The sequence below is a fragment of the Pseudoalteromonas sp. SIMBA_162 genome, from assembly GCF_046535955.1.
Classification (GTDB): Bacteria; Pseudomonadota; Gammaproteobacteria; order Enterobacterales; family Alteromonadaceae; genus Pseudoalteromonas; species Pseudoalteromonas marina.
Map to the genome: position 1 here is coordinate 1 of NZ_JAWJBQ010000019.1, position 23,296 is coordinate 23,296.

Below are 23,296 nucleotides of genomic sequence, written 5' to 3' on the forward strand. Positions count from 1 at the left end.
TCAGTAGTGAAACGAAACAGCGCCGATGATAGTGTAGCATTTGCTATGTGAAAGTAGGACATTACCAGGCTTCAAATAAGCGAAACCCGTTACAGCAATGTGACGGGTTTTTTGCTGTCTGGGGTCTAATAAAAATAGCCAAGAGCCCATGCCGAACTCAGTAGTGGCCGTTCTCGTACATCCTGTACTTCACGGCATTCGTATTCCTATACATCAAACAAAACAGCTCGAAGGCGAGCCCCGACCAATGATAGTGTAGTATTTACTATGTGAAAGTAGGACATTACCAGGCTTCAAATTGTAGAAAGCCCGACTAGTAATAGTCGGGCTTTTTTACGTCTATAAAAAAGTAATATTCAGCATTCCCTTCTCTAAAGCGCAGCGTCTCTTAAGCGAAGCGCCTCTTTGTGAACATTATTCTAGCTATCCAATACATTGAGCGATGAGAGTTCAGCATTGCACTGTGGCTCTCCACTGCTGTGGGCTCCACGACATTCTACTGCGTAGCGCACGGACTCCAAATACGAGAAAGCAGTTACAGCAATGTGACTGGTTTTTTACTGTTTGGGATAAAGTAAACACTAAGCTACGATCCACTCCTCAAAGATTTTAATCAGCGTAAAAATTAAGTTAGTTATATCCAGTGCTTAGATCATAAGCTTTTACATTTAGCTGTAGTATTTTTTATACGTATTATTCTTTACATCTCTTCTTATTTTGTTGCAATTTCATTCTTGGCTTACTAAGTGACCTGTGTAAGACTAGCTGTGTTAATTTAGTAAATCAGGTGACATGAATGTCGAATAGTAAAGTTTGGAAACTTATAAGCCTGTTTTGTTTGTTTACGGTGCTTATGGGTTGTCAATCTAAAGAAGAGCAACTACAACAAACAATTCAAGAGTCTATAAAAAAAGCGGATGCTGAGCTATCACAGCTAGGTAGTGCGCTAGATAATGGCAGTATACGTAACGCTGTGTTACTTAAAGAGTATGGTGCGCTTTTAAAAAAACAACAGCCAGAGCTTTCAAATGTTGTTGATGTAATTACTTTAGATGCTTCGCGCCAAGGTGCACTTTATAGTGGTTTATTACAACGACTTAAAGAGACTAAAAATACTTACTTAATCCCCCCATACGAAGATACGTTGCACAGCATCGATCTTTTACGTGAAGCTGCAAAACCTTCACTGTTCTCTGACGCTTTAACTGATCCAATCAATATGCTTGCTGATATGTCAAAAGGATCGCTAGCTCGCGTTGGTGCTATTAGCCAACAAGCCGAGGGTGAAGGGGTAGGTAACCAGATGGTGGGTAATCCCAACTACGGTAACTGGCAAACAAATAGCAGTGGCATCAGCTTTTGGCAATGGTACGGCATGTACCGTATTTTAGGAGATGTATTTGACAGGGTTGAATACGGAAGCTGGAGTAAACGCCGTAAGTACAGTTATTACAACGATTATGGCCGTTACCGCTACTCAAGCCCTAAACAAATTAAAACACAAAGCGCATTAGAAACACGCACACGTCAAACATACCAACGTCAAGGTAAGCAGTTCACAAGCCCTTATGCGAGTAAAAAGGCGGGGGCTTCAGGGTTAAGTCGCAGTAGTTATACACCGCCTAAGAGCCGTAGCAGTTACTCGCGATCAAGTAGCTATAGTAATAGCTCCGGTTCGGTTCGTGACAGTGGAAGCAGAACCTCTCGTGGCGTGAGCCGTGGTAAGTAAAGAATAAAGTTGGAGTTAGAATAATATGTATGAATTTAATGGAATAACTACGTGGTCGCTGCAAGCTTTAGCGATAGACTTTGCAATAATTGTGCTGCTATTTGTTAGCCTTAAATATATAAAAGGCTGGGTTTCAAATTTGCATGCCAATGACGAAATAACAGAGCGCGATAATTTTGCCTTTGGTATTAGTTTTGCTGCTGGTTTGGTTGCGCTGGCTATTGTATTAACCGGTGTAAGCAGTGGTGCATTTGCTGCAACGCTTCAGCAAGAAGCACTGCAAATGCTTGGTTATGGTGCGCTTGCCATTGTGTTAATTAAGCTTGGTCACTTTTTTCAAGACAAAGTTGCACTGCGTAAAGTGAGCCTACATGATGAAATAGTTAAAGGTAATGTGACTGCTTCTATTATTGATTTTGGCCACGTAGTGAGTGTCGCAATTGTCATTCGCTCAGCACTGCTATGGGTAGCTACAGAGGGATGGCATGGTTTACCTATTGTCATTGCTGCCTTTGTTATTGGTAGCATCGTGCTGTTGTTTGTGAGCCAGTACCGAGTTATGTTATTTAAACGCACAAATAAAAATGGTGACTGTCTTCAACAAGCTATTATTGATGATAACTTAGCTGTTGGTATTCGTTACGCTGGTTATTTAGTGGGGAGTGCATTAGCAATCACAGCGGCAACAGGTGTTGCACCGTATGCTGCTGATAATATTAATGCTAGTTTATTGTTTTGGGCTGTTAGTGCAATTGTGAGCTTGGTTGCGTTTATTATTTTGCACTTGGTGACTATTAAAATAATTTTATCGGGTTGTGATATTTCTGATGAGGTTAATCGTCAAAAAAATGTGGGTGTAGCAGCTATTTCTGCCGCTGTATCGTTTGCCGTAGGCATCACAATGGCAACATTATTAGGCGCATAATTCGTGTCATCAACAACTCAAAGCCCAAGTAAGTCTCGCTTACTTGGGCACGATATATTACTTATCACTGTTATGGCTGTGCTCGCTGGGTGCGGCCTTATTTATGAGTACCTACTCTCTCACTATGCCGGCCGAGTACTAGGCTCTGTAGAAAGTGCTATTTACGCCATGATTGGCACCATGATAGTAGCTATGGGGCTAGGGGCATTTTTAGCGCGTTGGTTTAAAGATGCGTTCACCGCATTTGCTTGGCTAGAAAGCATTATAGCTTTGATTGGTATGGGCTGTATTTTAGCCATAGCAAGCGTTATTGCAGTTAGTTATTCACTTCCTCATTTATTTTCAAGTATTTTTAATCTGCCCCCTGATGTTGTGCTCAATGGTTACGTATTTCAAAAGCTGCAAGAATGGTCGCGCTTTTTGCCGTATGTATTTGGCTTAGTATTAGGGCTGTTTATTGGTATGGAAATACCGCTTATTGCGCGTATTCGCCAACATGTGTACGGGCGGTTTTTAGAAAACAATGCAGGAACTATTTATGGTGCAGACTACATTGGGGCAGGTATTGGCGCAGCAATTTGGGTAAGCATAATGTTGGCTATGCCTATCATGCAAGCTGCTGCATGGACCGCTTTATTTAATATTATTGCAGGGCTTGCTTTTTTATGGCGCTACCATGCCCATGTTCGCTTTGCAAAAGCCTTATTGGTTTGCCATATTTTACTACTTGTGCTGTTTGGCTTTATTTTAGTGCTCGGCAGCAGTTGGATGAATAGCCTAAGCAACGTCTTATATAAAGATAAAGTTATTTATTCTCAAGCGACTAAATATCAGCATGTTGTATTAACAGAACGACTTAGCAAAAATCAACCGCAACCTATTACCGACCTGTACTTAAATGGTCGCTTACAGTTCTCCAGTGTTGACGAACAAATATACCATTCAATGCTAGTTTATCCGGCTATGCTTGCCTCTAACCGACATGATAAGGTGCTAATTATTGGCGGGGGTGACGGTTTAGCATTAAGGGATGTACTAAAATGGTCGGTAAACGAAGTCACTTTAATTGATTTAGACGGACAGTTACTCAACCTATTTGGCCACGAAGACGATAAGTTTACCCCGCCCGAAGCCATCACGCAGCGATTAATAAACCTCAACAACGACTCAATGAAAGACCCCAAAGCTAACATAATTGTGGGTGATGCTTTTTTAGAGGTTGAGAAATTACTCGATCAAAACAAACAGTTTGACACTGTTATTATTGATTTACCTGATCCGAATCATCCTGACCTAAATAAGCTATACAGCGATTATTTTTATAATCATGTACGTCAATTACTAGCTCCTGATGGGGCTATGGCTGTGCAATCAACGTCGCCATATCATGCAAAAAAGGCGTTTTTGAGTATAGCTAAAACTGTTAAGGCTGCCGGGTTTGATCACGTGGAGCAATACCAACAAAATATTCCATCGTTTGGTCAGTGGGGGTGGACAATTGCTACCAAAATGGGTCAACCAGCCAGTGCACGAATAAATAACATAGGTGAAATGCCGGTATCGTCACGATGGATAAGTAAAAAATATTTACTAGCAAGTTTTGTATTCCCTAATCAGTATTTTGAACAAATAAATGATATTGAGGTCAATAGGTTAGGTTCTGGGCAGCTTTATGATTATTACCGTTCAGCATGGCAAATAGAGAGTGAATTGTATAAAAACTAACAAAACATGGTTGACATAATATGTCTACCGTGCGAATCTTAACTCAGACATAATATGTCAAACAACACAAAGGCAGAGACATGGAATTAAACGAACTTTCAATAAAATTAGCTTCTTTTGAAACTGAAGGCGCTAACTTTGAGTCTTTCTTGATTGCCAATCCAGGTGAGCAAGATGTTTTACAAGTCATTGTTGATGGAAATGATGAACTTCCAATTTTTGTTACGCAAACTCAAGAGCAGTTGTTATGTATTAGCTACTTGTTTGGCGAAGACGAAGTGAAAAGTGAATTACGCAACGAGTTAAACGAAACATTGTTACGTTTAAACGTGCCAATTCCACTAAGTGCATTCGCTAAAATCGATAATAAATACGCGATTTTTGGTGCACTGTCGGTCAACTCATCATTAGATGATGTTACCCACGAGCTAGTGACATTAGCTGACAACGCTATTGATGCACTAGAAGCCGTGACCTTGTATTTAAACGATTAGTAATTAGTTAGTGGAGTTAAGATTATGAGTATTTTAAAAAAATTATTTACAGCAGTACGTGGCGGCGCTCGTGAAGCGGGCGAAGCAATTGTAGATGCAAATGGTATCCGTATTTTTGAACAAGAAATCGCTGATGCACAAAATGCACTTCACCGTGCTAAAAAAAGCCTGACAGAAGTAATGGCTAAAGAAATGCAAACTAAGCGAAAAATTAGCGCCGTAGATGCATCAATTGCTGAACACGAAGCGTATGCAGGCCAAGCACTTGAAAAAGGCAACGAAGCCTTAGCATTAGAAATTGCAGAAAAAATTGGCGATTTTGAAGCTGAAAAAGCTGAAAACGAGCAAGTATTAGCAGGTTTTAGCAACCACATTGTAACGCTCAAGCAGCAAGTTAAAGACGCTGAAAAGTCGATTAAAGAAAATCAACGTCAGCTTACTATGGTTAAAACCACAGAAAGCGTACAGCAAGCAACAATGGCTGTTAACAGCACCCTTAATACTAATAGCTCGTCGATGACCTCAGCTCGACAATCACTAGAGCGTATTAAACAGCGTCAACAAGACCGTAGCGATCAGTTAGGTGCTGCAAAAGAGCTTGAGTCAGAAGTTAATGGCGATGATTTAAAAGCGAAAATGGCTGAAGCAGGCATTGGCGACACAAGCCCAAAAAGTGCCGATATTTTAGCGCGCATTAAAGCCAAGCAAAACGGCTAATAGTTCGTACATTTATAATAAAAGGTAATTAAGCGTCGCTTAGTTACCTTTTTTGCTTAAGGGATGCTTTATTATGTTTAATTTTTTCAAATCTAAAAAAGAGCCAGAACGTCAGCTTAACCATGCAAGTGAGCTTAAAAAAGGTGACATGTTTACCGTTATAGATTCGTTTGCTTATCCTTCGTGGTTAAAAGGACAAACATTGCGTGTTATTGATGTGCAAACTTATCAATATCAGCACAGTAGTGATACTGAGTTTGTACTTGAGACAAACAGTGGTCAAGTTGTGTTTTTACAAATAGCACAAGAAGACGGCGAGCAATGGGCTAATTTTTCGATAAAAGTTCAACGAGATGAAGTAGATGATATTTTCACCTTAGATGAATTTGCTCGTATTTTTGATGAAGAGTCGTTAACGCATATTGCAGTTAAAAATACTCCTGAGCGTTTTATGCAGTTTTTGGCTAAAAGTTACCAACAAACTGAATCGCCGTTTGTTTGTTATTTTCATAATAAAGACTTTCGTGGTCAAAGCCTACCTCGCTATGAGCAAGACGGTGGCGAGCCCTGTGAAATGATATGTTTAGCATCGCCAGATGAGGGGCATAGTCTAAACATTGAAATTTGGGATGGCGGCGAAACCGAAGTGTCATTAACACTTACGCGTCCAATTACCGATATTGTGGATTTATTTCCTGGAGACGCAAAGTGAGTGATGCTAAAGATAAGTGGTTACGCCAAGAGCAGGCCGTGCGTGCTACACAAATGGCATTTGATTTAAGTAGCGATGTTCAAAAGCAAATAAAAAAGCAAGCAATTGACCAAGAGCTCACGCCATCAGATATGATCCGCAAAATACTTGGCTTAGATGTAAAGTCAAAAAAAACTCGTCAGCGATTATCGTTCAATTTGAATGATGATGAGATAGCGCAACTAGCGAGCCGCTTTGATGTACCAAGCGAAGATAAGCGCGCGGTAAAACAACAAGTAGCAGAGCTTTTAATTGCGCATACTAAAAAAGCTAAGTAGTTGACCTAAATCCTGGCATATAAAAGCATGTTAGGCAGTTATTTTAGCTAAAAAATAAGATCAAATAGATCGCTACTTCAATGTGCTTTTAAATTTTTTATCAAAAGCTAATGAATTGAAAAGCAGTGCTTTTGCGTTCTTTGTATTAAGCCCTTACACTAAAGGTAACAACTATAAAGAAGTACTGCTTTGAATATTATACTGATTACTTACCTAATTATTTTTGCTTTATTTGGTACTGCAGCAAGTTATTTTGTGCGTTTTATATATGCATACTGGGTACTAAAAACCATGCCAATGAAGTACATACTTAAAGCAGGGATATGCGTGCTGTTAGTCGTGGTTATTTCAGCGCTTATTCCGTATTTAAGTTAACGCTGAAATACCCCTTAACACTTTATATATTAGTTAATATCGATTGATTGGCATTGCTGGTTAATACACAGCGATTGTACTTCAATAACCGGTAAGCAATCAGTTAGTGATTGTTGCTCATTTTGACTTTTTTCTTGTTCGGTGATCTGCTTTGCAATGCTTTCTGCTTGCTCTTGAGGGGTATTTAGCGTTGAATAAACAGCATATTTACTCGGCCCGCCACACGCTCGTGCTCCTACTTCAAGTACTTTACACTGAAAGCTTGCTGTACAGCCATTGTTATCAACAATATTGGCAAGTTGGCTATTTAAAGCCGACAAGTTCTGCCCTTGAGCACTATTTACAGATGCTGTTGTTGAGCAACCGCTGAGTAAAAAAATGCTAGCAGCAACACTAAAAATTGATAATTTAACTGTCAATGTCAAACCACTCATATTGTTATCCTTAAAATACACTTACCGCTGAGCCTTCAAGTTTAACACATTTATTTTCAACACACTGAGTGCTTGGTGTTGTTAAATGCTGGCAAATACTCATCATTCCTTTTTGCGCATTAAAATTACTTTCAAGCTCGGTGATTGTTTTGCTCAGTGTTTTTACTTGCTCGTCTTTTGCTGTTTTAGTTGAATAAACTTCAAAGCTACTAGGGCCACCACAGGCGCGACTACCTACTGCAATAACTTTACATTGCATACTTGTATCGCAGCTGGTGTCAGCAATAAGCGTGTTTAATTGGGTTTTAGCTGTCGTAATATCTTCAACCGATACCGCTTTAACACTTGAGTTTGAAAGTGCGTCAACGTCACTTTTTGTTTGAGTTGTTTCTTTTAGTGTTTGTTGTTGTGGTTTTATTGCTTCAGCAGTGGTTACTGATTCTTTTTCTGCTGGTGTTTTATCTAAACACGCACTTAAACAAAGGGGTAAAACAAGAGCTAATAATACAGGGCGCATAAGATACCTTGATAGTGATGAATAATTCATCACTATCATACACGGTGCATTTTTTACGGCAATAAAAACTATATAATCAAGTAATTAAAGCCGTATTTAAGGCTTTTTAAAAACTACAAGCCACCTTGTGTGAGCTTTGTCGGGTTGAGCAGTTTTTCGAGCTCTTCACGTGCTAAGTCAGTTTCTTGTTCGGCAACATCAATAATAGGACGGGCTTCTTTATAGGCTTGCTTGGCTATTTTGGCTGCTTTTTCGTAACCGATCACCGGATTAAGTGCAGTCACTAAAATAGGGTTTTTGGCAAGAGCGCGGTCAATGTTAGCTTGATTTACGATAAATGTGGCTATGGCTTTTTCTGCCAAAGCTTTGGCGCTGTTTGTTAGTAGCTCTATGCTTTGCAAAATATTATAGGCAATAACGGGCAGCATAACATTTAGTTCAAAGTTACCAGATTGACCAGCAACGGTAATTGTGGCGTCATTACCAATCACTTGTGCGCTAACCATCGCAGCCGCTTCTGGAATGACTGGGTTTACTTTACCCGGCATAATAGATGAGCCAGGTTGTAGGGCTTCAAGTTCTATTTCGCCTAATCCTGCAAGAGGGCCTGAGTTCATCCAGCGTAGGTCGTTCGCTATTTTCATTTGTGCTACAGCGAGTACTTTTAATTGCCCAGATAGTGCAACAATGGCATCTTGCGACCCAATATTGTAAAAAAAGTTATTGCTTGGCGAAAACTGTATACCTACATTTTTAGTCAGGTTCTTGCTAAATACATCAGCAAACTTTGGGTCGGCATTAATACCTGTACCAACAGCTGTGCCGCCTTGTGCAAGCTCACATACCCGTTCGAGTGAACGGTCAATGCCCGTAGTAGCATGATTAATTTGAGATTGCCATGCATTAAGAGTTTGCTCGAATGTAACAGGCATCGCGTCCATTAAGTGGGTGCGACCCGTTTTAACAATAGCGCCTATCTCGCTCTTTTTATTCTCTAAATGTTGCGATAACTTCTCAAGGGCGGGCAGTAATGATTTTTTTACCGCGAAAGCACTGCTTAGTGCGATAGCTGTAGGGATTACATCGTTTGAGCTTTGCCCCATATTTACATCATCATTGGGATGTACAGGCTCCTGTTGAGTACTGGCAATAGTTGCTATTACTTCATTGGCGTTCATATTAGAGCTAGTTCCTGAGCCAGTTTGAAAGACATCAACAGGAAACTGATCAGAATGCTCACCATTAATAATCGCTTGGCAAGCATGCTCTATTGCGGTTGCCTTGGTTTTATCAAGATGCCCTAGCTCATAGTTACTTTGTGCTGCAGCTTGTTTTATATATGCCAGTGCTTTTATAAATTGCGCTGGCATAGTAAGGGAGCTAATAGCAAAGTTATTAACAGCGCGCTGCGTTTGCGCTTGATATAAAGCGTTAACAGGTACTTGTAACCCGCCCATACTGTCTGATTCTGTTCTAAAGTTGCTCATTGATCTGCTCCTTAAAAAGGGTTGAATTCGTGACTAAGAATACGAGCTTCACGCTCAAGTAATAAAAATTTAGCACGACTATTGTGGCTTATGTAGAAACGCTTTAATGCAAGTAATGGTTTGTGTAGCTGGTGTAGGCATTGTTTGCGAATTGCATTATGAGTAAGAGGGTCGCACATTTTATTTATAATTTCATTGTGTGTGCGTCTATATAATGAGCGACAAGCATTGGATCATGCAGACCTGGCCTTTTGCAATTAAATGCAAGAGTTTGTTGATAGTTATGTAAGGCGTGATTTGAAGACATAAAAAAACCGATCCAACTAATGATAATAGTTATCATTACATTCAATCGGTTTCAGTGTAAATAGTTATTATAAAAATTATCTACGGCGTGAATTTTAATTATAGCCGAGAATAAATATCTGGTCTGTCTCATGTTTAGTGATCGCCTTTTGATTATGTTTTGGATGAGAAAGTAAATCAATTACTGTTGCTCTCATATCAAGGGTTTCACTGTGATCATCGGTACTTTTTTCGGTGATAGCTACTGCTGCATCAACAGCGGTATAGGGAGGCATATGCATAATTTTATCCTTTTGTGATTAGTTAATTAACCCTTAAATGGGTCAATTATGTTGCTGCATAATACATACCAATCAAGCCTGCTATATCTAACTACATGATTATAATTAACTTAATAAATAAAACATAATTAGTCACGACAACATATTACAAATTTGCTTTACTATTGTGCAAATATCCACAATTTTGGTGCACTCAATGACAAAGCCATTTTCACAAGCATGTGAAAACAATAAAGGCCCTATTTTAGAGCATTTAAACAGCGCGTTAAAAAACGTTAAAACAGTATTAGAAGTTGGTTCTGGAACAGGTCAGCATAGTGTGTTTTTTGCTGAAAAATTACCTTATCTACAATGGTATACAAGTGATCGTGTCATTAATCATGAAGGTATTAGGCTATGGCATAGTGAAGTGAATTTAGCTAATTTACATGCCCCTATTGAGCTTGATTTAAACCAGCCTTGGCCTATCGAAAAAGTAGATGCAATATATACTGCGAATACATTTCATATTGTAAGTTGGTTATTAGTTGAACGTTTTTTTGACGGGGTTAAACGTCACTTAAATGATGAGGGGATTGTGTGTATTTATGGTCCTTTTAAGTACAAAGGTGAGTACACTAGCCAAAGTAATCAAGAGTTTTGCGCCTTTTTAACTGAGCGAGATCATTTAAGTGGTATAAGAGATTTTGAAGCTGTTTTATTATTGGCCAAGCAAGCAGGGCTTTCGCTTATGAGCGATCATGCTATGCCTGCTAATAACCAGTTACTCGTTTTTAAACGGCAATAACGATGTGCAATGTGCTTTGTAAAGTGCAATATGCTGGCGCTCTCGAGACAGGTAATCCTCAATAGCACTGCTAAAGTCATTGTTAACAATATGGTGGGCTGAAAAAGTAGTAACGGGTTCAAACCCCCTCGCTATTTTATGCTCCCCTTGTGCACCTGAATGAAAGCAGCCGAGTTTATGTTTAATGGCAAACTCTATACCTTGGTAATAACATAGCTCAAAGTGAAGTGCGTCAATATTTTCGCTTGCCCCCCAGTACCTGCCGTAAAGAGTGTTTTCACCAATTAAACTGAGTGTTGCAGCGATGACTTGACCGTCTTTTTTGGCAAGCATAATAACCAGCTGCGATGCCATAAGTGCATGCAAAAGGGTAAAAAATTCACTGTTTAGATAGCCTAAATGCCCTGAACGTTTTAGATAGGTGCGCTGATAAAATTCGCAAAACAGCTGCATTATTTCAGGTGTGATATCTGAACCCTTTAGCCATTCAATAGCAATATTTTGGTGTATTATTTTAGCGCGTTCTTTTTTTAGCGATCTACGTTTACGCGAGTTTAGCGTTGATAAAAAGTCGTCAAAAGTATCAAACCCTTTATTAAACCATTGAAATTGAACGCCCTCTCTGAGCATCGCGTGCTGCTTAGTGAGTAATGTTGCTTGTGTTTGATCGCAAAAGTTTATATGCCAACCAGACCATCCTTGCTCAATGCTATGTGTGCAGAGTTGCTCTGTAATATAGTTGTATACGGCGGTGTGGTTTGTATGATGAATGGCAATACGTTTACCTTCAATTGGGCTAAATGGCACACCTGATAGCCATTTAGGATAGTAATGCAAACCATTTTTTTCATATGCTTCAGCCCATGCCCAATCAAATACATACTCACCATAAGAATGGCTTTTTACATAACCAGGTGCAAGCGCAATTAAGTTACTCCCTTCATATACAGCTAAATGATAGGGCTGCCAGCCACTTTGCTGTGTTACACATTGGCTTTGCTCTAAGGTGTATAAAAAGGTATGTTGAGTAAAAGGTTCATCACCAAAAAAAGCATGCCATTGCGCTTGGTCTATTTCATTAATATTTTTAAACCATCGATGAGAAAAGCTTTTCATGATGTCGACCTTGTAAATATTGAGTGCTTAATTGTGGCTCTAATTTGTAATTCCATTGGCACTTATTTTACTTCTAAGCTTCAATTTATTTTTTCAGAGCTTTTAATAGTCACTTATTAAAGCGGTGTTTCACGATGCGATTAGGCTAATTGTGTGATTATACGCCACGCGAAAACATAATAACTCAGTCACGTAGCGTGATGGTAACAATTTTTTGGGTGCTATTTAGTAACTGTTTTTACAAACTGACTCAAGCACTCGGTCAGTTTTGCAAGTTCTATGGGTTTTGCTAAATGTTCGTTAAAGCCTGCTTTTTTAGCTTTAATTTTATCTTCTGGCATGGCATCTGCTGTTAGCGCAATGATGGGTAATGTATGTTGCGATTTAAACGCTCGAACTAATTCTGTTGCTTTATAGCCATCCATAACAGGCATCTGGCAATCCATTAGTACTAAATCAAAATGTTGTTCTTTGATTATATTTACAGCCTCTTCACCATTTTCAACCAAGTGAGGAATGATACCTAAAGATCCCAACATCGCTTTTATTACCATTTGATTCACAGGATTGTCTTCTGCGACCAAAATATTTAAAGACGTAATATCAATATCTTTTGATATGGCTTCTGGCTCTATATCAGGCTCTGTTGTTGTTAAGTTAACGGCAAACGTAAAGGTTGACCCTTCACCCAACTCGCTTTTTAAATTAAGTGTTCCCCCCATTAGCAAACATAATTCTTTAGCTATTGTTAAACCAAGGCCAGTACCACCAAATTTTCGTGAGGTTGAGCTGTCAGCTTGGGTAAACGCGTTAAATAAGGTGTTGTGTTGGTTTTTTTCAATACCTATGCCAGTATCTGATACTGCAATGCTTAGTTTTACCTTATTGGCAGACACAAACTCTGTATCTATATCGAGCGTAACGCTTCCTTCGTTAGTAAATTTAATCGCATTACTACATAAGTTAAGTAGTACTTGTTCTATGCGCATTGCATCGCCTACAAACCAGGTATCAACAGGTAAATTACATTTGACCATCCACTCAATGTTTTTATTTTTCGCACTTTGCTCAAACATAGTGTCAATGCGCGTTACAAGTACTTTTGGATCAAACGCAATGGACTCTAGTATTAAATGTTGTGACTCTATTTTTGAAATATCAAGAATGTCGTTTATTAGGTTTAATAGGCTGTTTGAAGAGGAGTAAATTTTTTTAATGTAGCTGAACAGTTTTTGAGCATCATCACCTTTTTTTGCAAGTGACGATAGGCCAATAATGGCATTTAATGGGGTGCGTATTTCGTGACTCATATTAGCTAAAAATTGGCTTTTAGCGCTATTGGCTAAGTCAGACTGTTTTTTGGCTTTTACAAGCGAGCTTGTTCGTTCTGCAACTTGGCGGCTAAGCTCTAGTTGCTGCTGGTTAAATAGCATTAACACTACAATAATAAGTAAACACACAGCGGTTTGCAGCATAAGTAAAAATAAAGACATTTCAATGTTTTGCTGAGAAACGTAGTTTTCTTTAAGTGCTAATTTTATTATCCATTGTTGCCCTCCAAAGTTAATATTGAATGACATTAACTGGCTTTGGGTTGCTTGCTTAAAGTTTTGAGAGTCGTTACTGTAAAAAGCGGGTTTATTTTCATCTTCAAACACATCAATAGAAAACATTTCAAATTGCTGTTGTGTAATAGCTTGTTCAATAATTTTATGCGCCAAAAATACACCGGTGGCATAACCCTTTATATTTTCATTTTGACCATAAACAGGCGCAAATAGTAGATAGGCGGGTGTTGGCGTTTTTGTTTGGACTAATTGAATGATTTTAGTACTGATAGGTAAATATTTGATAGCTGGATTTTGCAAAGATGCTTTTCTATCTGGGTTTGAATATACATTAAAGCCAATAGCATTTTGGTTACTTTTTAAGGGTGCTATGTATTTAACGACTACTAGAGGGTCATCATCTTCGAGAGGATCACCAACAATGTTTATATTTTGCCGATAAATTGTTGACATTATATTGCTTAGTGTTTGGCGCTGCGCTTGTGTTATTTGTACATTCCAAGACAATGCTTTAATAAATGAATGTTTTTCTAGTAGCTTATTTGCTGACGCGTAAAAGTCTTGCTCATTAAACTCAGGTGATGATTGTACTTGGCTTGCTAAGCTTTGCACGGCGATAATACTTTGATTTATATACCTGTATAAACTGTTTTCAATAACTTCAACTTCTCGCTCTGCAATTTTAATTGTGTTTTTGCTATTTTCACGCTCATAAAGTTTTGCCGTAAGTGCTACAGATATAAACAAAATAGAGCACACAGCAATGGTTTCAAAGGCAAAGACTTTGCGTTGCCCTGATGCTTTGGGCAGTAACGACAATAGAAAAGGAGAAGCAATGAGTACTCCAAGGATATCCCCAAACCACCAATAAGTGACGTGTTGCCAATGGTTGTTTACGTTGTAGAGTGGGTTAAAGTGACTTAATGCATATACACCAATATTTGACGAAATTAAGCTTACTAAAACAGCGACTACAGCAATAAAGTAAGCAATATTTTTACGTTTGCTAAAGTAGAGAGGATTTCCCAGCCAATACTTTAATAGCGCAGCGCCTGTCATAGCTTGAAGGATCACGCCAAAGGCAATGTACATGGCTTGGTTAAACGTGTTTCCCACGAGCATTAATTCATGTGCCGAGTGGTCAAATATGGTTAAGTTAAATAAAATTGCTGCGGCAAATAAAGGGGGTATAAAACGCCACCACCATATATAGCAACCAACTAAAGCAATACCTGCCGGTAGCCAGATAGGGACTATTTGCGAGTTAAATGCAAACGCAGTAAGCCCAACACCCAGTAAATAATAAGCGAGGGCAAATAATATGTAGAAAATAATTGATTGAGAGTTTGAGGCGAATATTTTCACATAATATCCATATATTTATGTTTTGGTTTTTAAAATATTAGTATAGCTAACAACACTTTATTTGCAGCACTATTACAACGGAAGCTGCTTTTTAGTAAATGATTGCTTAAGTACCACCGTTGACTCTATGTTAGCGATACAGCTTAAGCCACCTAGCTGATGCTTAACAAATTGTTCATAGCTTTCAAGATCGTTGGCAATAATTTTCAATAAATAATCATAACTACCTGATATTACACTGCACTCTAATACATGAGAAAGTTTTTCTACGGATTGTTCAAATTGATCTGCCGCGCTAACTGAATTTTGATTTAACCTAATAAAAGCATACACCAATACATTGAGATCAAGCGCTTTAGGATTTATTGCAGCGTGATAGCCCGTAATAATATGTTCTTTTTCTAGTTTTTTAATCCGTCTTAAACAGGGAGTATCAGATAGGCTAATTGTATTTGCGAGGTCAGACACCGATATTCTGGCGTTTGCTTGCAGAGTAATTAGTATTTGCTGATCTTTTTTATCTAACATATTTTGGTAACTACTTTTGTTTTTTTAGTGATTTCCCCTAAGTATAGGCTTTTTTATACATTTTTTTGACGATTTACGCTCGCACGACTCTGTTAGCATTTAAATATAAAAATAATAGAGCAAAATAATGAATACACATACGGCCACATTTGATGATTGGATACGCACTGAATTTGTAGAGATAAATACAGAATTAGAGCAGCTTTATTGGCAGCAATTCGATAAAGCAAATGTTGAAGGTGTTGGTGAGAAATTAAAGCAGCAATTAAAAAGGCAAGGCAATGTATTAATTTCACACTTGTTAGCCGAAGGAAATACCGATCAAGGGTTTGATCGTGCATTTGATTTATTAGGCAATGTTGGGTTATTTATGGCTGCATGTCGCCGCCATGAAATAACTGAGCCCAGTAGAGAAACTACTTCACCTTTGGTAGAGGCATCGGCATTGGCAATGCATATTGGTGCGTCTATTGGTGTAACACCGCGGTTTGCTACCGCGCATTTAACCACCCACAATAAAGCTGTTAATGGCACCTATAAGCGCTTTACTAATTTACCTGATGAAAAACTTTTTTTAGATTATAACACTCAAGGTATTTTAGCCTACAAGCGAGCAAGTGATGCCTTATTAAAGATAGTACCACTGGGTATTTCGCACCCTTTGTGTGGTGAATTACTAAAGGCTGCAAAGTACGCGCTCATTAATGTAATTGAATCTAACAATGCACTTTACACACAATTAGATACAGATCGTTTTTTTAACTGCGTTCGCCCTTACTACAAACCATACCGTGTTGGTAAAGAGATTTATCGAGGTGCAAACGCAGGCGATTTTGCCGGAATTAACGTAATTGATATGTTGCTTGGTCTTTGTAGTGCAAATGAGCCAAGCTACTCACAAATGCTGGTGGATAAGTTTTTGTATATGATGCCAGAAGATCAGCAAATATTAAGAGAGTCAATGCGAATACAAAGCTTTATGGACGATTTTTTACAGGCGCATCAATATAAAAATAGCAACTGGTTTAAATCACATGGAAAGCTATTTATGCAAGTATGTAAGTTACATGGTGACACAGCAATCGGACATCATAACCAATTAGTAGAAAAATTTATTGCGCAACCGTCAAAGCAAATGCAAGAGCAACATTTAAGTAAAGTAACGGCAAGTGGACCGCCACTTCATGTATTACTCGATTCGTTAGAAAAGTTGAGGGATAGACGCGCTGCGGCAAAAAGGGACGATATAAAAACGCGGTTTGATGATCTCAATTCATTAAAAGAGTGGGTGAAGTAATATGCTTAAAAATGATTTTTGTATATCTGAAGGTTGCTACTTTTTAAGCCACTCCGTCGGCAGGCCACTAAAAAGTTCTCAACAGTACTTTACAGAGCACTATCTATCACCATGGCAAGATTCAAATAAAGAGCCATGGCAACAATGGTTACCTCAAATAGATGCGTTTACTTCTGCACTAGGTAAGTTATTTAATTCGCCAAGTTCACAATTTTGCCCGCAAGTTAACTTATCAAGCGGTTTAACTAAGTTAGTTATGTCGCACCCTCAATTACAACAAGCACGCTGCAAAGTGCTTATGGCACAAAGCGACTTTCCAAGTATGGGGTTTGTAATGCAAAAGGCGTTACCGCGTTGTGCAGAAATAACGTTTATTCCTGAAGAAGAAGACCTAAGCGATATAGCTGTATGGGAGCGTTATTTAACATCCGATATAGATATGGTGTTTGTAAGCCATGTTTATTCAAATACGGGGGTTCAAGCACCGATAAGCGATATTGTACTACGCAGTAAGATGACTAATAGCCTTTCAATAATTGATGTGGCGCAATCTGCTGGAGTGTTGCCTATTGATTTAACAACGCTTGATGCCGATTTCATGATTGGCTCAAGTGTTAAATGGTTGTGCGGCGGGCCAGGTGCAGCCTACTTATGGGTTAATCAAAACCAGCTGGAGCAGTGTAAGCCAAAAGATGTAGGGTGGTTTTCTCATGAAGACCCCTTTGAGTTTAATATTAACCATTTTAGTTATCATCACAGCGCGCTGAGATTTTGGGGAGGCACCCCTTCTATAGCCCCGTACGTGATTGCTGTGAATAGTATAAATTACTTTGCAGATCTGACAGTTAGAAAGGTAAGAGAGCATAATCTCGCGATGATTTCGAATATTCATCAGCATTTAAGTGAATTTGTTGTATCACCAATACAAAGCAATCAATGTAGTGGTACCGTTATTTTGTTTTTTAAGAATAAACAGCAGCAAATATTAGCAGCGCTGGGTAAAGCAAACATGAGTGTTGACGAGCGCAAACACGGAATACGAGTCTCACCGCATATTTACACAACGAAAAAAGATGTAAACGCGCTTATCAATACCATAAAGCAAGCGCTTAAGGAATTTGACTAAGCAACTGCTTTCGTTGACGTAAAGCATCTATTTGTTGTTGTGTACGCGTAACCTTTGATTCATATGCGCTGGTAATTGGCGCTGTTTTTTTAGCAATGGCGTCAGCAATAGAAGAGGCGCCTAACCGGTTAGCCTGATCTTGTGTAACATAGCTAGCTTGCTTTACCTGCTCTTGGTAGGTTTTTTCTGTTTGTTTAAGTGTTAATTGTAGCTTGTTTATTTCACGTTCTATTTGCTGAACTTCTAAAAAATTGTCTACTGAACTATCGGTAACATTATTTGCTTGAGTGGGGCTTTTATAGGCTTCAATTATATTGATTTCTTTTAGTGTGATCTGTTCGGCATCTTTTGAGCAAGGTGTTTGGCTAAAGGTAGGAACACCTTTAATTACACACTTGTATACCGTTGTATTTTGCGAAAAAGAAAAAAAAGGTAGCGCTGTGCATGTAATTAACAATATGAACCTGTTCATAGCAAACCTAAAGTGGCTATCGTTTTAGTAATAATGCACTAAGTGATAGCGGGTTACAATTTGTTTAATTTTTATAAATTTTAGGCACAAAAAAAACCACAATTAAGTGGTTTATATAGTATGTGGTGGAGAGGGAGGGATAGACTTGCTTACATCCATGTAATCAATCGCTGTGCGACGCTTGCAGCGGCCCAAAATGTTCCAGACATTTTGTCGAACCCTGTCGAGGGTCTCACCCTCCAATTTAGTATTAGTGTTAAAATTTAGGCACAAAAAAACCACAATTAAGTGGTTTATATATAGTATATGGTGGAGAGGGAGGGATTCGAACCCTCGATAGAGCTACAAACTCTATACTCCCTTAGCAGGGGAGCTCCTTCGGCCACTCGGACACCTCTCCAACGCATAACCGGTTGTATTGATGATATAAAAAACCACCAATTAAAATATGGTGGAGAGATAGGGATTTGAACCCTAGATAGGCTACAAACCTATGCCGGTTTTCAAGACCGGTGCATTCGACCACTCTGCCATCTCTCCGTGACGCAGAATAATACTTAGGTGATGGGGGTGTGTAAATAGCAAAATGTCTGTTTGCCTAAAAAATAGACGTAAATACGTGTTTTTTTACAAATTAGGGGAAATTAAGGCAATTATTAATAAAATAAAGAGGTTGCAGCAAACTGTGGGAGCTAAAAAAGAGACTTTTTAGTGGTTGGGTGTTTGCTGCACCGAATAAATAACCATGGTTGGGTGATTATTTATATTGCGCTGCGCCGCCAAGTGCTAATTTTTTTCCAAGCGTATTAAGTCTAGCTAGCATTTTTGCTTTTCGGTTGGTTGGTTTAACTGCAATTTGTGTGTTTGCTGTTTGGTTTAATGTATTTATAGGGTTCATCACTTGGCTCCGGTTTAGGTCTGTTGAAAACATGCGCATTTTGCATGCAAAGTGTACAAAAATAAAACGATAAAAATTACCTGTGAGGCATTAGTTATTTTTATCTGAAGTGCTAATTGTTAATCAAATGTTTAATTGTGTTTTTTCTGTTTTTTAATTTTTATTTTACTCGGTTATTTTTTAGTTTGTTGTTTTAAATGTATTTTTACTAGTTTTGTTTTTTATTTATGCATATTCGATTGTTTTAAATGGGTAATTATTCAGATTATTTTATTTAGGTTTTTAATCATTGTGTTTGTAGTGTTTTTTATTGCAGCTAGTAGTTATGTTTATCGCAATAAAAATCGTCAATAATTTGATATTTAAAATAGTAATTGACTTAAAAATACGATTTTTTAATAGAGTGCTTCTCTAATAAATAAAAAGCGCCTGCTATGAGGCAGGCGCTTTAGTGTTAGTTACGTTTAAACGTGTCTAACTGGGGATGGAGCCTCTCAGCTTTTTGCTAAGGGCATAAATTTTGAAGCAAATTGCTTGCTGAATATTTTAGTCTTGCTTAGCCACTAAAAATTGGATGATTAAATCTTTAGTGTTATCAAAAACAGGGGGGCATATGAGTTAAATTTATGTCCATAAAACGCTGCTTTCATCTTTATTATTTATAACGATAAATAACGAACGCAGTCTATGTTTGTATAAAGCCATAAAGTTGTTTACTTAGGCAAGTAATAACTAGACCAATGACCCTTATTCTGAGCCGAACAACATAAACGAGAAAAAAGAGACAGAACAGATACAAAAAAGCAGCATTCAATGAAATAAAATGCTGCTGAAGGGATGTTAAATATAGTGAGTTAATTGCGGGTTATTTAACGTGTTTAAAGGTAAATAATTGATAACCTTCTAGCTCAGGAACTAACGTTACTAGCTGCTCTTCTTGTTTTGCAATTTCAGCAAAATTACCGCATAACGAATTAGCTCGTTGCTCTAAGTTGTTCGCGTGTAACTCTACTTTCTCTTCAATTTGTGCGCCCATATTTTCCATGCGTTCTTCGAATGCATCCATATCGCCGCCAGAACCTAATAACTCCGATCCAAGCGCGACCAGGATACTACCCATAGATTGCATGACTGCTGATTCAACGGCTGTTTCTATTTGTTTTTCAAACTGATGCTCAAAGTTTTCACCAAATTGGTTAAAACTTTGCTGGCCCATAACAAAGGTGCCTTCTTGATAAAACGTGTTTTCTACTTCTACGCGTATATCGTCCATTAACGATGACATATCGTCTAAGCCATTAATGTTAAAAGCATTACCGACTTCTTCTAAAGCAACACCGGCGATTTTTACGCCGTCTAATGCAATATTAGCGACTTCGGGTAGCTGTATACGTAAGCTATCAGAGTATTGAGTAAGAGCTTGGCGTTGTAAGTTATTAAGCGCTACAAACTCACCGTTTACCATTAAATCGCCATTGCTGTTGAATTGCATAGCTTGGTTTTTTGCTGTAAAAATTTCTAGTTCGTTTGGCTTGATGCGAACATCATTTTTAAACTCTACGTCGCATTGATCGTTGCTAAATGAAATTGTTGAATCATTATCGTTGTGTGCCATAGCAACAGGTGTACAGATTAATGCGCTAACTAATAGTAATTTTTTCATGTGATGACTCTATTTTTTGTTGATAACAAATAACTAATAACAAGTTTGGTGCCACTATTTTTTTATCAACAAAAGCAATGGCTTGTGTTTTTTGCTGGGTTTAAAGGTCTGTTTGGTTTTTATTATTAGACTATATTTTGGTGAAATTAACCAATGAATATAAATTTATAAAAAAAATTTATCGATACGATAAAAAACTCTCACTTTCCACAATTGCAATTTAGCGCTATTTATTCACATTAATGACATGAAGGCTATTTACTATGGCTTTGTGGCTTTACTTTGATGCTAATTTGTACAGCATATTGGTGTTAAATTTTTTAATTTACCAATTACATTAATTAAAGCGTAATTGGTCTCAAACACTTTATGGAGTGGGTTGTGGGTAAGACATTTAGTTACGATGCGCTAGATGATGATTTTGTTGAAGACGAATACGAAATGGTCGGTCGAAATCAACACGATAAAAACAAGCAAAAGGTTAAGAAAAAGTTGGAAGACTACCTTGAGCAAAAACGCTTGCGCAAAAATCTAGGCGAAGATGACTTAAGCGATTACATTGATTAAATTGCACTAGTATAAATACAATACCAATTAATAACGGCAGCTAAGTGCACAGATAAGTACGCTTAAGCAGTTGTTACATTGGCAATAAAGAGGCTAATAGCCTCTTTATTACTTTTTACTGCGTGCTTTTAGCCTTACTTAATGCTTTTTGTATAGTGAGCTCTATCTTTTCTGGCTTAGTAAAAGGGGCATAGCGCTTAATTGGCGTGCCATCGGCTGCAATTAAAAACTTAGTGAAATTCCATTTTATTTTTCGAGTTAAAAGCCCCGGTAATGCTGATTTTAAAAATCGAAATACAGGGTGTGCATTTTTACCATTCACATCAACTTTGTCTGTTATTAAAAAGCTGACTCCATAATTTATTAAGCACCCTTGCTCTATTTGCGACGCATCTCCAGGTTCTTGTTGGCCAAATTGATTGCACGGAAAGCCTATAATCACAAGTCCTTGACTGGCGTACTTTTCATGAAGCGCTTGTAAAGATGCGTACTGGTAAGTAAATCCGCATTTACTTGCAGTATTAACAATGAGTACAACTTTTCCCTCAAAGTCATCAAAGTTAATAGGTTGGCCTTGTAGACTTGTTGCGCTTAATTGATGAAACTTTTGCATGGTGGCTTCTTATTATTGTTGTTAGGCATATTTTAACGCGGTAAAGGTTTTACATAAAGTATAAAGTTTATTCGTGGAGCGAGGTGTGTGACCTAACGGCCTTGGTATAGTTTGAGCTAAATTTTGCGTATTGATTATACCTAATTCCACATCCTTGTCGGTGAAAAATAATAAACAATCCTCTGGCTGCTAAAACTTAACTTTAGAGGGTAATAAGCCCTAATTTAAAATTAGAAACAAACCCATACCGGCAAGTGTTGTGTAATAAATGTTGTGTGTTTTATAAGCTACAATAATGGCTACAATAGCGGCGCTTAAGTAAGGGTTTTGCCAATGTAGGTTTATGCCTTCTTCACCCAAAAATACAATAGGAACCCAAATAGCGGTAAGCACGGCAGGTGCACTAAAGCTTAAAAATTGCTGCATTTTAGGGCCTACTTTAAACGGCAGTGCACGGTGTAAAAATAAATAACGCGTAAAAAACGTAATGCAGGCCATGAGTAAAATAGTGGTCATCATGTTTTAGTGTCCTTTTTCGCTGTTAGCCTTGCCGTTGAATAACCTGCACTCATTGCTAATAATGCGGAGCACACTAGCCATAATTCAAACCCTGTGCTTTTTAACCACGTAGCAGTAATACCTGCCACAGTAACAGTCACTAAAGAGGCGGTATTTTTAATACCTGGAATAACTAAGGCGATAAAAGTAGCTGCAATTGCAAAGTCGAGCCCTAAGTTAGTTAAATCAGGAAGCATAGATCCTGCAACAATGCCTATTAATGTCCATATATTCCATGCGATGTAAAAACTAAAGCCTGCACTAAGCGCATAAACTAAACGCACTTTTGTGCGATAAGCTTTGCGGTGATGAGAAAACGCAAATAATTCATCGGTTAATACAAAGCTAACAGGTAGGCGCCATCGCATTGGTTGATCTATGACTTTATGCCTAACAGCAAGTCCATATAAAAAATGCCGAGAGCTAATTATAAACGTGGTGAATAATATGGTAAGTAAGGGGGTGTTACCCGCCATAAGTTCAATAGCGACAAGTTGAGCTGAACCTGCAAAGACCAGTAACGACATGGCTTGTGTTTCAAGAGCTGTAAACCCATTTTGAATAGCTAAAGAGCCGCAGAGTATTCCCCATGGAATAACGGCTAAGCAAAGCGGAAGCATATCTAAAAAGCCTTTTATTATCGCTTTTTTAACTGGTTGCATAGCATTTACCTTGCTGGCTTGTAGAATGGCAGATAACGACACCTTATTATGAGGTTG

25 protein-coding genes, 2 tRNA genes and 1 pseudogene are annotated in these 23,296 nt (G+C 38.2%); 12 read left to right on the top strand and 16 right to left on the bottom strand.

Annotation, left to right across the window (positions count from 1 at the left end):
- Positions 1 to 796: 796 nt before the first annotated feature.
- From R0J88_RS14165 to R0J88_RS14200, 8 genes are all read left to right on the top strand, one after another.
- Positions 797 to 1,729, top strand: coding sequence for a CHAD domain-containing protein (locus R0J88_RS14165; RefSeq protein ID WP_410900210.1), 933 nt, complete (start codon positions 797 to 799; stop codon positions 1,727 to 1,729).
- Between the two features lie 25 nt (positions 1,730 to 1,754).
- The gene (locus R0J88_RS14170; protein ID WP_410900211.1) at positions 1,755 to 2,654 is read left to right on the top strand and encodes a DUF350 domain-containing protein; all 900 of its coding nucleotides are present in this window, start codon (positions 1,755 to 1,757) and stop codon (positions 2,652 to 2,654) included.
- Positions 2,655 to 2,657: 3 nt separating this feature from the next.
- Complete coding sequence (locus tag R0J88_RS14175; protein ID WP_410900212.1) at positions 2,658 to 4,379, top strand: polyamine aminopropyltransferase; 1,722 nt, start codon at positions 2,658 to 2,660, stop codon at positions 4,377 to 4,379.
- 80 nt (positions 4,380 to 4,459) lie between these two features.
- On the top strand, positions 4,460 to 4,873 hold the full coding sequence (locus R0J88_RS14180; RefSeq protein WP_006793818.1) for a YjfI family protein: 414 nt from the start codon (positions 4,460 to 4,462) through the stop codon (positions 4,871 to 4,873).
- 24 nt (positions 4,874 to 4,897) lie between these two features.
- Complete coding sequence (locus tag R0J88_RS14185) at positions 4,898 to 5,590, top strand: PspA/IM30 family protein (protein ID WP_006793819.1); 693 nt, start codon at positions 4,898 to 4,900, stop codon at positions 5,588 to 5,590.
- A gap of 73 nt (positions 5,591 to 5,663) precedes the next feature.
- The gene (locus R0J88_RS14190) at positions 5,664 to 6,302 is read left to right on the top strand and encodes a DUF4178 domain-containing protein (RefSeq protein ID WP_058405886.1); all 639 of its coding nucleotides are present in this window, start codon (positions 5,664 to 5,666) and stop codon (positions 6,300 to 6,302) included.
- On the top strand, positions 6,299 to 6,619 hold the full coding sequence (locus R0J88_RS14195; protein ID WP_006793821.1) for a hypothetical protein: 321 nt from the start codon (positions 6,299 to 6,301) through the stop codon (positions 6,617 to 6,619). The genes R0J88_RS14190 and R0J88_RS14195 overlap by 4 nt, the downstream gene beginning before the upstream one ends.
- A 189-nt stretch (positions 6,620 to 6,808) precedes the next feature.
- The gene (locus R0J88_RS14200) at positions 6,809 to 6,994 is read left to right on the top strand and encodes a hypothetical protein (protein WP_410900213.1); all 186 of its coding nucleotides are present in this window, start codon (positions 6,809 to 6,811) and stop codon (positions 6,992 to 6,994) included.
- 29 nt (positions 6,995 to 7,023) lie between these two features.
- On the opposite strand, the gene R0J88_RS14205 is transcribed toward R0J88_RS14200, so the two are convergent.
- From R0J88_RS14205 to R0J88_RS14225, 5 genes and pseudogenes are all read right to left on the bottom strand, one after another.
- Entirely contained in the window at positions 7,024 to 7,428 is a 405-nt protein-coding gene (locus R0J88_RS14205; protein ID WP_410900214.1) for a hypothetical protein, read from the bottom strand.
- A 10-nt stretch (positions 7,429 to 7,438) separates the two neighbouring features.
- A complete protein-coding gene (locus R0J88_RS14210; protein ID WP_410900215.1) occupies positions 7,439 to 7,945 on the bottom strand; it encodes a hypothetical protein in 507 nt (168 codons plus the stop codon).
- A gap of 113 nt (positions 7,946 to 8,058) precedes the next feature.
- Entirely contained in the window at positions 8,059 to 9,432 is a 1,374-nt protein-coding gene (locus R0J88_RS14215; RefSeq protein WP_410900216.1) for a class II fumarate hydratase, read from the bottom strand.
- Positions 9,433 to 9,443: 11 nt separating this feature from the next.
- Positions 9,444 to 9,739 (bottom strand): annotated as a pseudogene (locus tag R0J88_RS14220) (hypothetical protein).
- Between the two features lie 94 nt (positions 9,740 to 9,833).
- A complete protein-coding gene (locus R0J88_RS14225) occupies positions 9,834 to 10,019 on the bottom strand; it encodes a hypothetical protein (RefSeq protein ID WP_010558102.1) in 186 nt (61 codons plus the stop codon).
- Positions 10,020 to 10,215: 196 nt separating this feature from the next.
- On the opposite strand from R0J88_RS14225, the gene R0J88_RS14230 reads away from it, so the two are divergent.
- A complete protein-coding gene (locus R0J88_RS14230) occupies positions 10,216 to 10,806 on the top strand; it encodes a DUF938 domain-containing protein (protein ID WP_410900217.1) in 591 nt (196 codons plus the stop codon).
- On the opposite strand, the gene R0J88_RS14235 is transcribed toward R0J88_RS14230, so the two are convergent.
- The 3 genes from R0J88_RS14235 to R0J88_RS14245 all read right to left on the bottom strand — a co-directional run bounded on the left by R0J88_RS14235 (position 10,783) and on the right by R0J88_RS14245 (position 15,383).
- Positions 10,783 to 11,922, bottom strand: coding sequence for a GNAT family N-acetyltransferase (locus R0J88_RS14235; RefSeq protein ID WP_410900218.1), 1,140 nt, complete (start codon positions 11,920 to 11,922; stop codon positions 10,783 to 10,785). The genes R0J88_RS14230 and R0J88_RS14235 overlap by 24 nt on opposite strands.
- A gap of 221 nt (positions 11,923 to 12,143) precedes the next feature.
- A complete protein-coding gene (locus R0J88_RS14240) occupies positions 12,144 to 14,855 on the bottom strand; it encodes an ATP-binding protein (protein ID WP_410900219.1) in 2,712 nt (903 codons plus the stop codon).
- Positions 14,856 to 14,927: 72 nt separating this feature from the next.
- Positions 14,928 to 15,383: an Lrp/AsnC family transcriptional regulator gene (locus R0J88_RS14245; protein WP_058405878.1), complete on the bottom strand. Its 456-nt coding sequence runs from the start codon at positions 15,381 to 15,383 to the stop codon at positions 14,928 to 14,930.
- Between the two features lie 127 nt (positions 15,384 to 15,510).
- Here R0J88_RS14245 and R0J88_RS14250 point away from each other — a divergent pair, with 127 nt between their 5' ends.
- Both R0J88_RS14250 and R0J88_RS14255 read left to right on the top strand, forming a co-directional pair.
- The gene (locus R0J88_RS14250) at positions 15,511 to 16,680 is read left to right on the top strand and encodes a PrnB family protein (RefSeq protein ID WP_410900221.1); all 1,170 of its coding nucleotides are present in this window, start codon (positions 15,511 to 15,513) and stop codon (positions 16,678 to 16,680) included.
- Between the two features lies 1 nt (position 16,681).
- Positions 16,682 to 17,806 (top strand): aminotransferase class V-fold PLP-dependent enzyme, encoded by a 1,125-nt coding sequence (locus R0J88_RS14255; RefSeq protein ID WP_006793834.1) that lies wholly within the window; start codon positions 16,682 to 16,684, stop codon positions 17,804 to 17,806.
- Here the strand turns inward: R0J88_RS14255 and R0J88_RS14260 are convergent.
- From R0J88_RS14260 to R0J88_RS14280, 5 genes are all read right to left on the bottom strand, one after another.
- Positions 17,790 to 18,278: an RNA-binding protein gene (locus R0J88_RS14260; protein ID WP_410900222.1), complete on the bottom strand. Its 489-nt coding sequence runs from the start codon at positions 18,276 to 18,278 to the stop codon at positions 17,790 to 17,792. The genes R0J88_RS14255 and R0J88_RS14260 overlap by 17 nt on opposite strands.
- Before the next feature lie 307 nt (positions 18,279 to 18,585).
- A tRNA-Ser gene (locus tag R0J88_RS14265) sits at positions 18,586 to 18,678 on the bottom strand.
- Between the two features lie 49 nt (positions 18,679 to 18,727).
- Positions 18,728 to 18,818 (bottom strand) — tRNA-Ser (locus R0J88_RS14270).
- A 217-nt stretch (positions 18,819 to 19,035) separates the two neighbouring features.
- Entirely contained in the window at positions 19,036 to 19,176 is a 141-nt protein-coding gene (locus R0J88_RS14275; RefSeq protein ID WP_008128321.1) for a hypothetical protein, read from the bottom strand.
- An 865-nt stretch (positions 19,177 to 20,041) separates the two neighbouring features.
- Entirely contained in the window at positions 20,042 to 20,839 is a 798-nt protein-coding gene (locus tag R0J88_RS14280; RefSeq protein WP_276754520.1) for a YggN family protein, read from the bottom strand.
- 381 nt (positions 20,840 to 21,220) lie between these two features.
- Between R0J88_RS14280 and R0J88_RS14285 the strand changes: the two genes are divergently transcribed.
- Complete coding sequence (locus tag R0J88_RS14285; RefSeq protein WP_010558095.1) at positions 21,221 to 21,406, top strand: PA3496 family putative envelope integrity protein; 186 nt, start codon at positions 21,221 to 21,223, stop codon at positions 21,404 to 21,406.
- A gap of 115 nt (positions 21,407 to 21,521) precedes the next feature.
- Here R0J88_RS14285 and R0J88_RS14290 read toward each other — a convergent pair whose 3' ends face one another.
- The 3 genes from R0J88_RS14290 to R0J88_RS14300 all read right to left on the bottom strand — a co-directional run bounded on the left by R0J88_RS14290 (position 21,522) and on the right by R0J88_RS14300 (position 23,239).
- Positions 21,522 to 22,019: a glutathione peroxidase gene (locus R0J88_RS14290; protein ID WP_410900223.1), complete on the bottom strand. Its 498-nt coding sequence runs from the start codon at positions 22,017 to 22,019 to the stop codon at positions 21,522 to 21,524.
- Between the two features lie 219 nt (positions 22,020 to 22,238).
- Positions 22,239 to 22,538: an AzlD domain-containing protein gene (locus tag R0J88_RS14295; protein ID WP_010558093.1), complete on the bottom strand. Its 300-nt coding sequence runs from the start codon at positions 22,536 to 22,538 to the stop codon at positions 22,239 to 22,241.
- Positions 22,535 to 23,239, bottom strand: a complete 705-nt coding sequence (locus R0J88_RS14300; RefSeq protein ID WP_276754515.1) for an AzlC family ABC transporter permease — start codon at positions 23,237 to 23,239, stop codon at positions 22,535 to 22,537. Before R0J88_RS14300 ends, R0J88_RS14295 begins: the two co-directional genes overlap by 4 nt.
- Between the last annotated feature and the right edge of the window lie 57 nt (positions 23,240 to 23,296).

What these genes read in the sequence shown, in the direction of transcription:
- R0J88_RS14290 (WP_410900223.1), bottom strand. Translation starts at nt 22,019, where the DNA reads ATGCAAAAGTTTCATCAATTAAGCGCAACAAGTCTACAAGGCCAACCT.
- R0J88_RS14280 (WP_276754520.1), bottom strand. Translation starts at nt 20,839, where the DNA reads ATGAAAAAATTACTATTAGTTAGCGCATTAATCTGTACACCTGTTGCT.
- R0J88_RS14255 (WP_006793834.1), top strand. Translation starts at nt 16,682, where the DNA reads ATGCTTAAAAATGATTTTTGTATATCTGAAGGTTGCTACTTTTTAAGC.
- R0J88_RS14300 (WP_276754515.1), bottom strand. Translation starts at nt 23,239, where the DNA reads ATGCAACCAGTTAAAAAAGCGATAATAAAAGGCTTTTTAGATATGCTT.
- R0J88_RS14170 (WP_410900211.1), top strand. Translation starts at nt 1,755, where the DNA reads ATGTATGAATTTAATGGAATAACTACGTGGTCGCTGCAAGCTTTAGCG.
- R0J88_RS14210 (WP_410900215.1), bottom strand. Translation starts at nt 7,945, where the DNA reads ATGCGCCCTGTATTATTAGCTCTTGTTTTACCCCTTTGTTTAAGTGCG.
- R0J88_RS14235 (WP_410900218.1), bottom strand. Translation starts at nt 11,922, where the DNA reads ATGAAAAGCTTTTCTCATCGATGGTTTAAAAATATTAATGAAATAGAC.
- R0J88_RS14215 (WP_410900216.1), bottom strand. Translation starts at nt 9,432, where the DNA reads ATGAGCAACTTTAGAACAGAATCAGACAGTATGGGCGGGTTACAAGTA.
- R0J88_RS14295 (WP_010558093.1), bottom strand. Translation starts at nt 22,538, where the DNA reads ATGATGACCACTATTTTACTCATGGCCTGCATTACGTTTTTTACGCGT.
- R0J88_RS14190 (WP_058405886.1), top strand. Translation starts at nt 5,664, where the DNA reads ATGTTTAATTTTTTCAAATCTAAAAAAGAGCCAGAACGTCAGCTTAAC.
- R0J88_RS14230 (WP_410900217.1), top strand. Translation starts at nt 10,216, where the DNA reads ATGACAAAGCCATTTTCACAAGCATGTGAAAACAATAAAGGCCCTATT.
- R0J88_RS14205 (WP_410900214.1), bottom strand. Translation starts at nt 7,428, where the DNA reads ATGAGTGGTTTGACATTGACAGTTAAATTATCAATTTTTAGTGTTGCT.
- R0J88_RS14275 (WP_008128321.1), bottom strand. Translation starts at nt 19,176, where the DNA reads ATGAACCCTATAAATACATTAAACCAAACAGCAAACACACAAATTGCA.
- R0J88_RS14250 (WP_410900221.1), top strand. Translation starts at nt 15,511, where the DNA reads ATGAATACACATACGGCCACATTTGATGATTGGATACGCACTGAATTT.
- R0J88_RS14165 (WP_410900210.1), top strand. Translation starts at nt 797, where the DNA reads ATGTCGAATAGTAAAGTTTGGAAACTTATAAGCCTGTTTTGTTTGTTT.
- R0J88_RS14260 (WP_410900222.1), bottom strand. Translation starts at nt 18,278, where the DNA reads ATGAACAGGTTCATATTGTTAATTACATGCACAGCGCTACCTTTTTTT.
- R0J88_RS14245 (WP_058405878.1), bottom strand. Translation starts at nt 15,383, where the DNA reads ATGTTAGATAAAAAAGATCAGCAAATACTAATTACTCTGCAAGCAAAC.
- R0J88_RS14180 (WP_006793818.1), top strand. Translation starts at nt 4,460, where the DNA reads ATGGAATTAAACGAACTTTCAATAAAATTAGCTTCTTTTGAAACTGAA.
- R0J88_RS14225 (WP_010558102.1), bottom strand. Translation starts at nt 10,019, where the DNA reads ATGCATATGCCTCCCTATACCGCTGTTGATGCAGCAGTAGCTATCACC.
- R0J88_RS14185 (WP_006793819.1), top strand. Translation starts at nt 4,898, where the DNA reads ATGAGTATTTTAAAAAAATTATTTACAGCAGTACGTGGCGGCGCTCGT.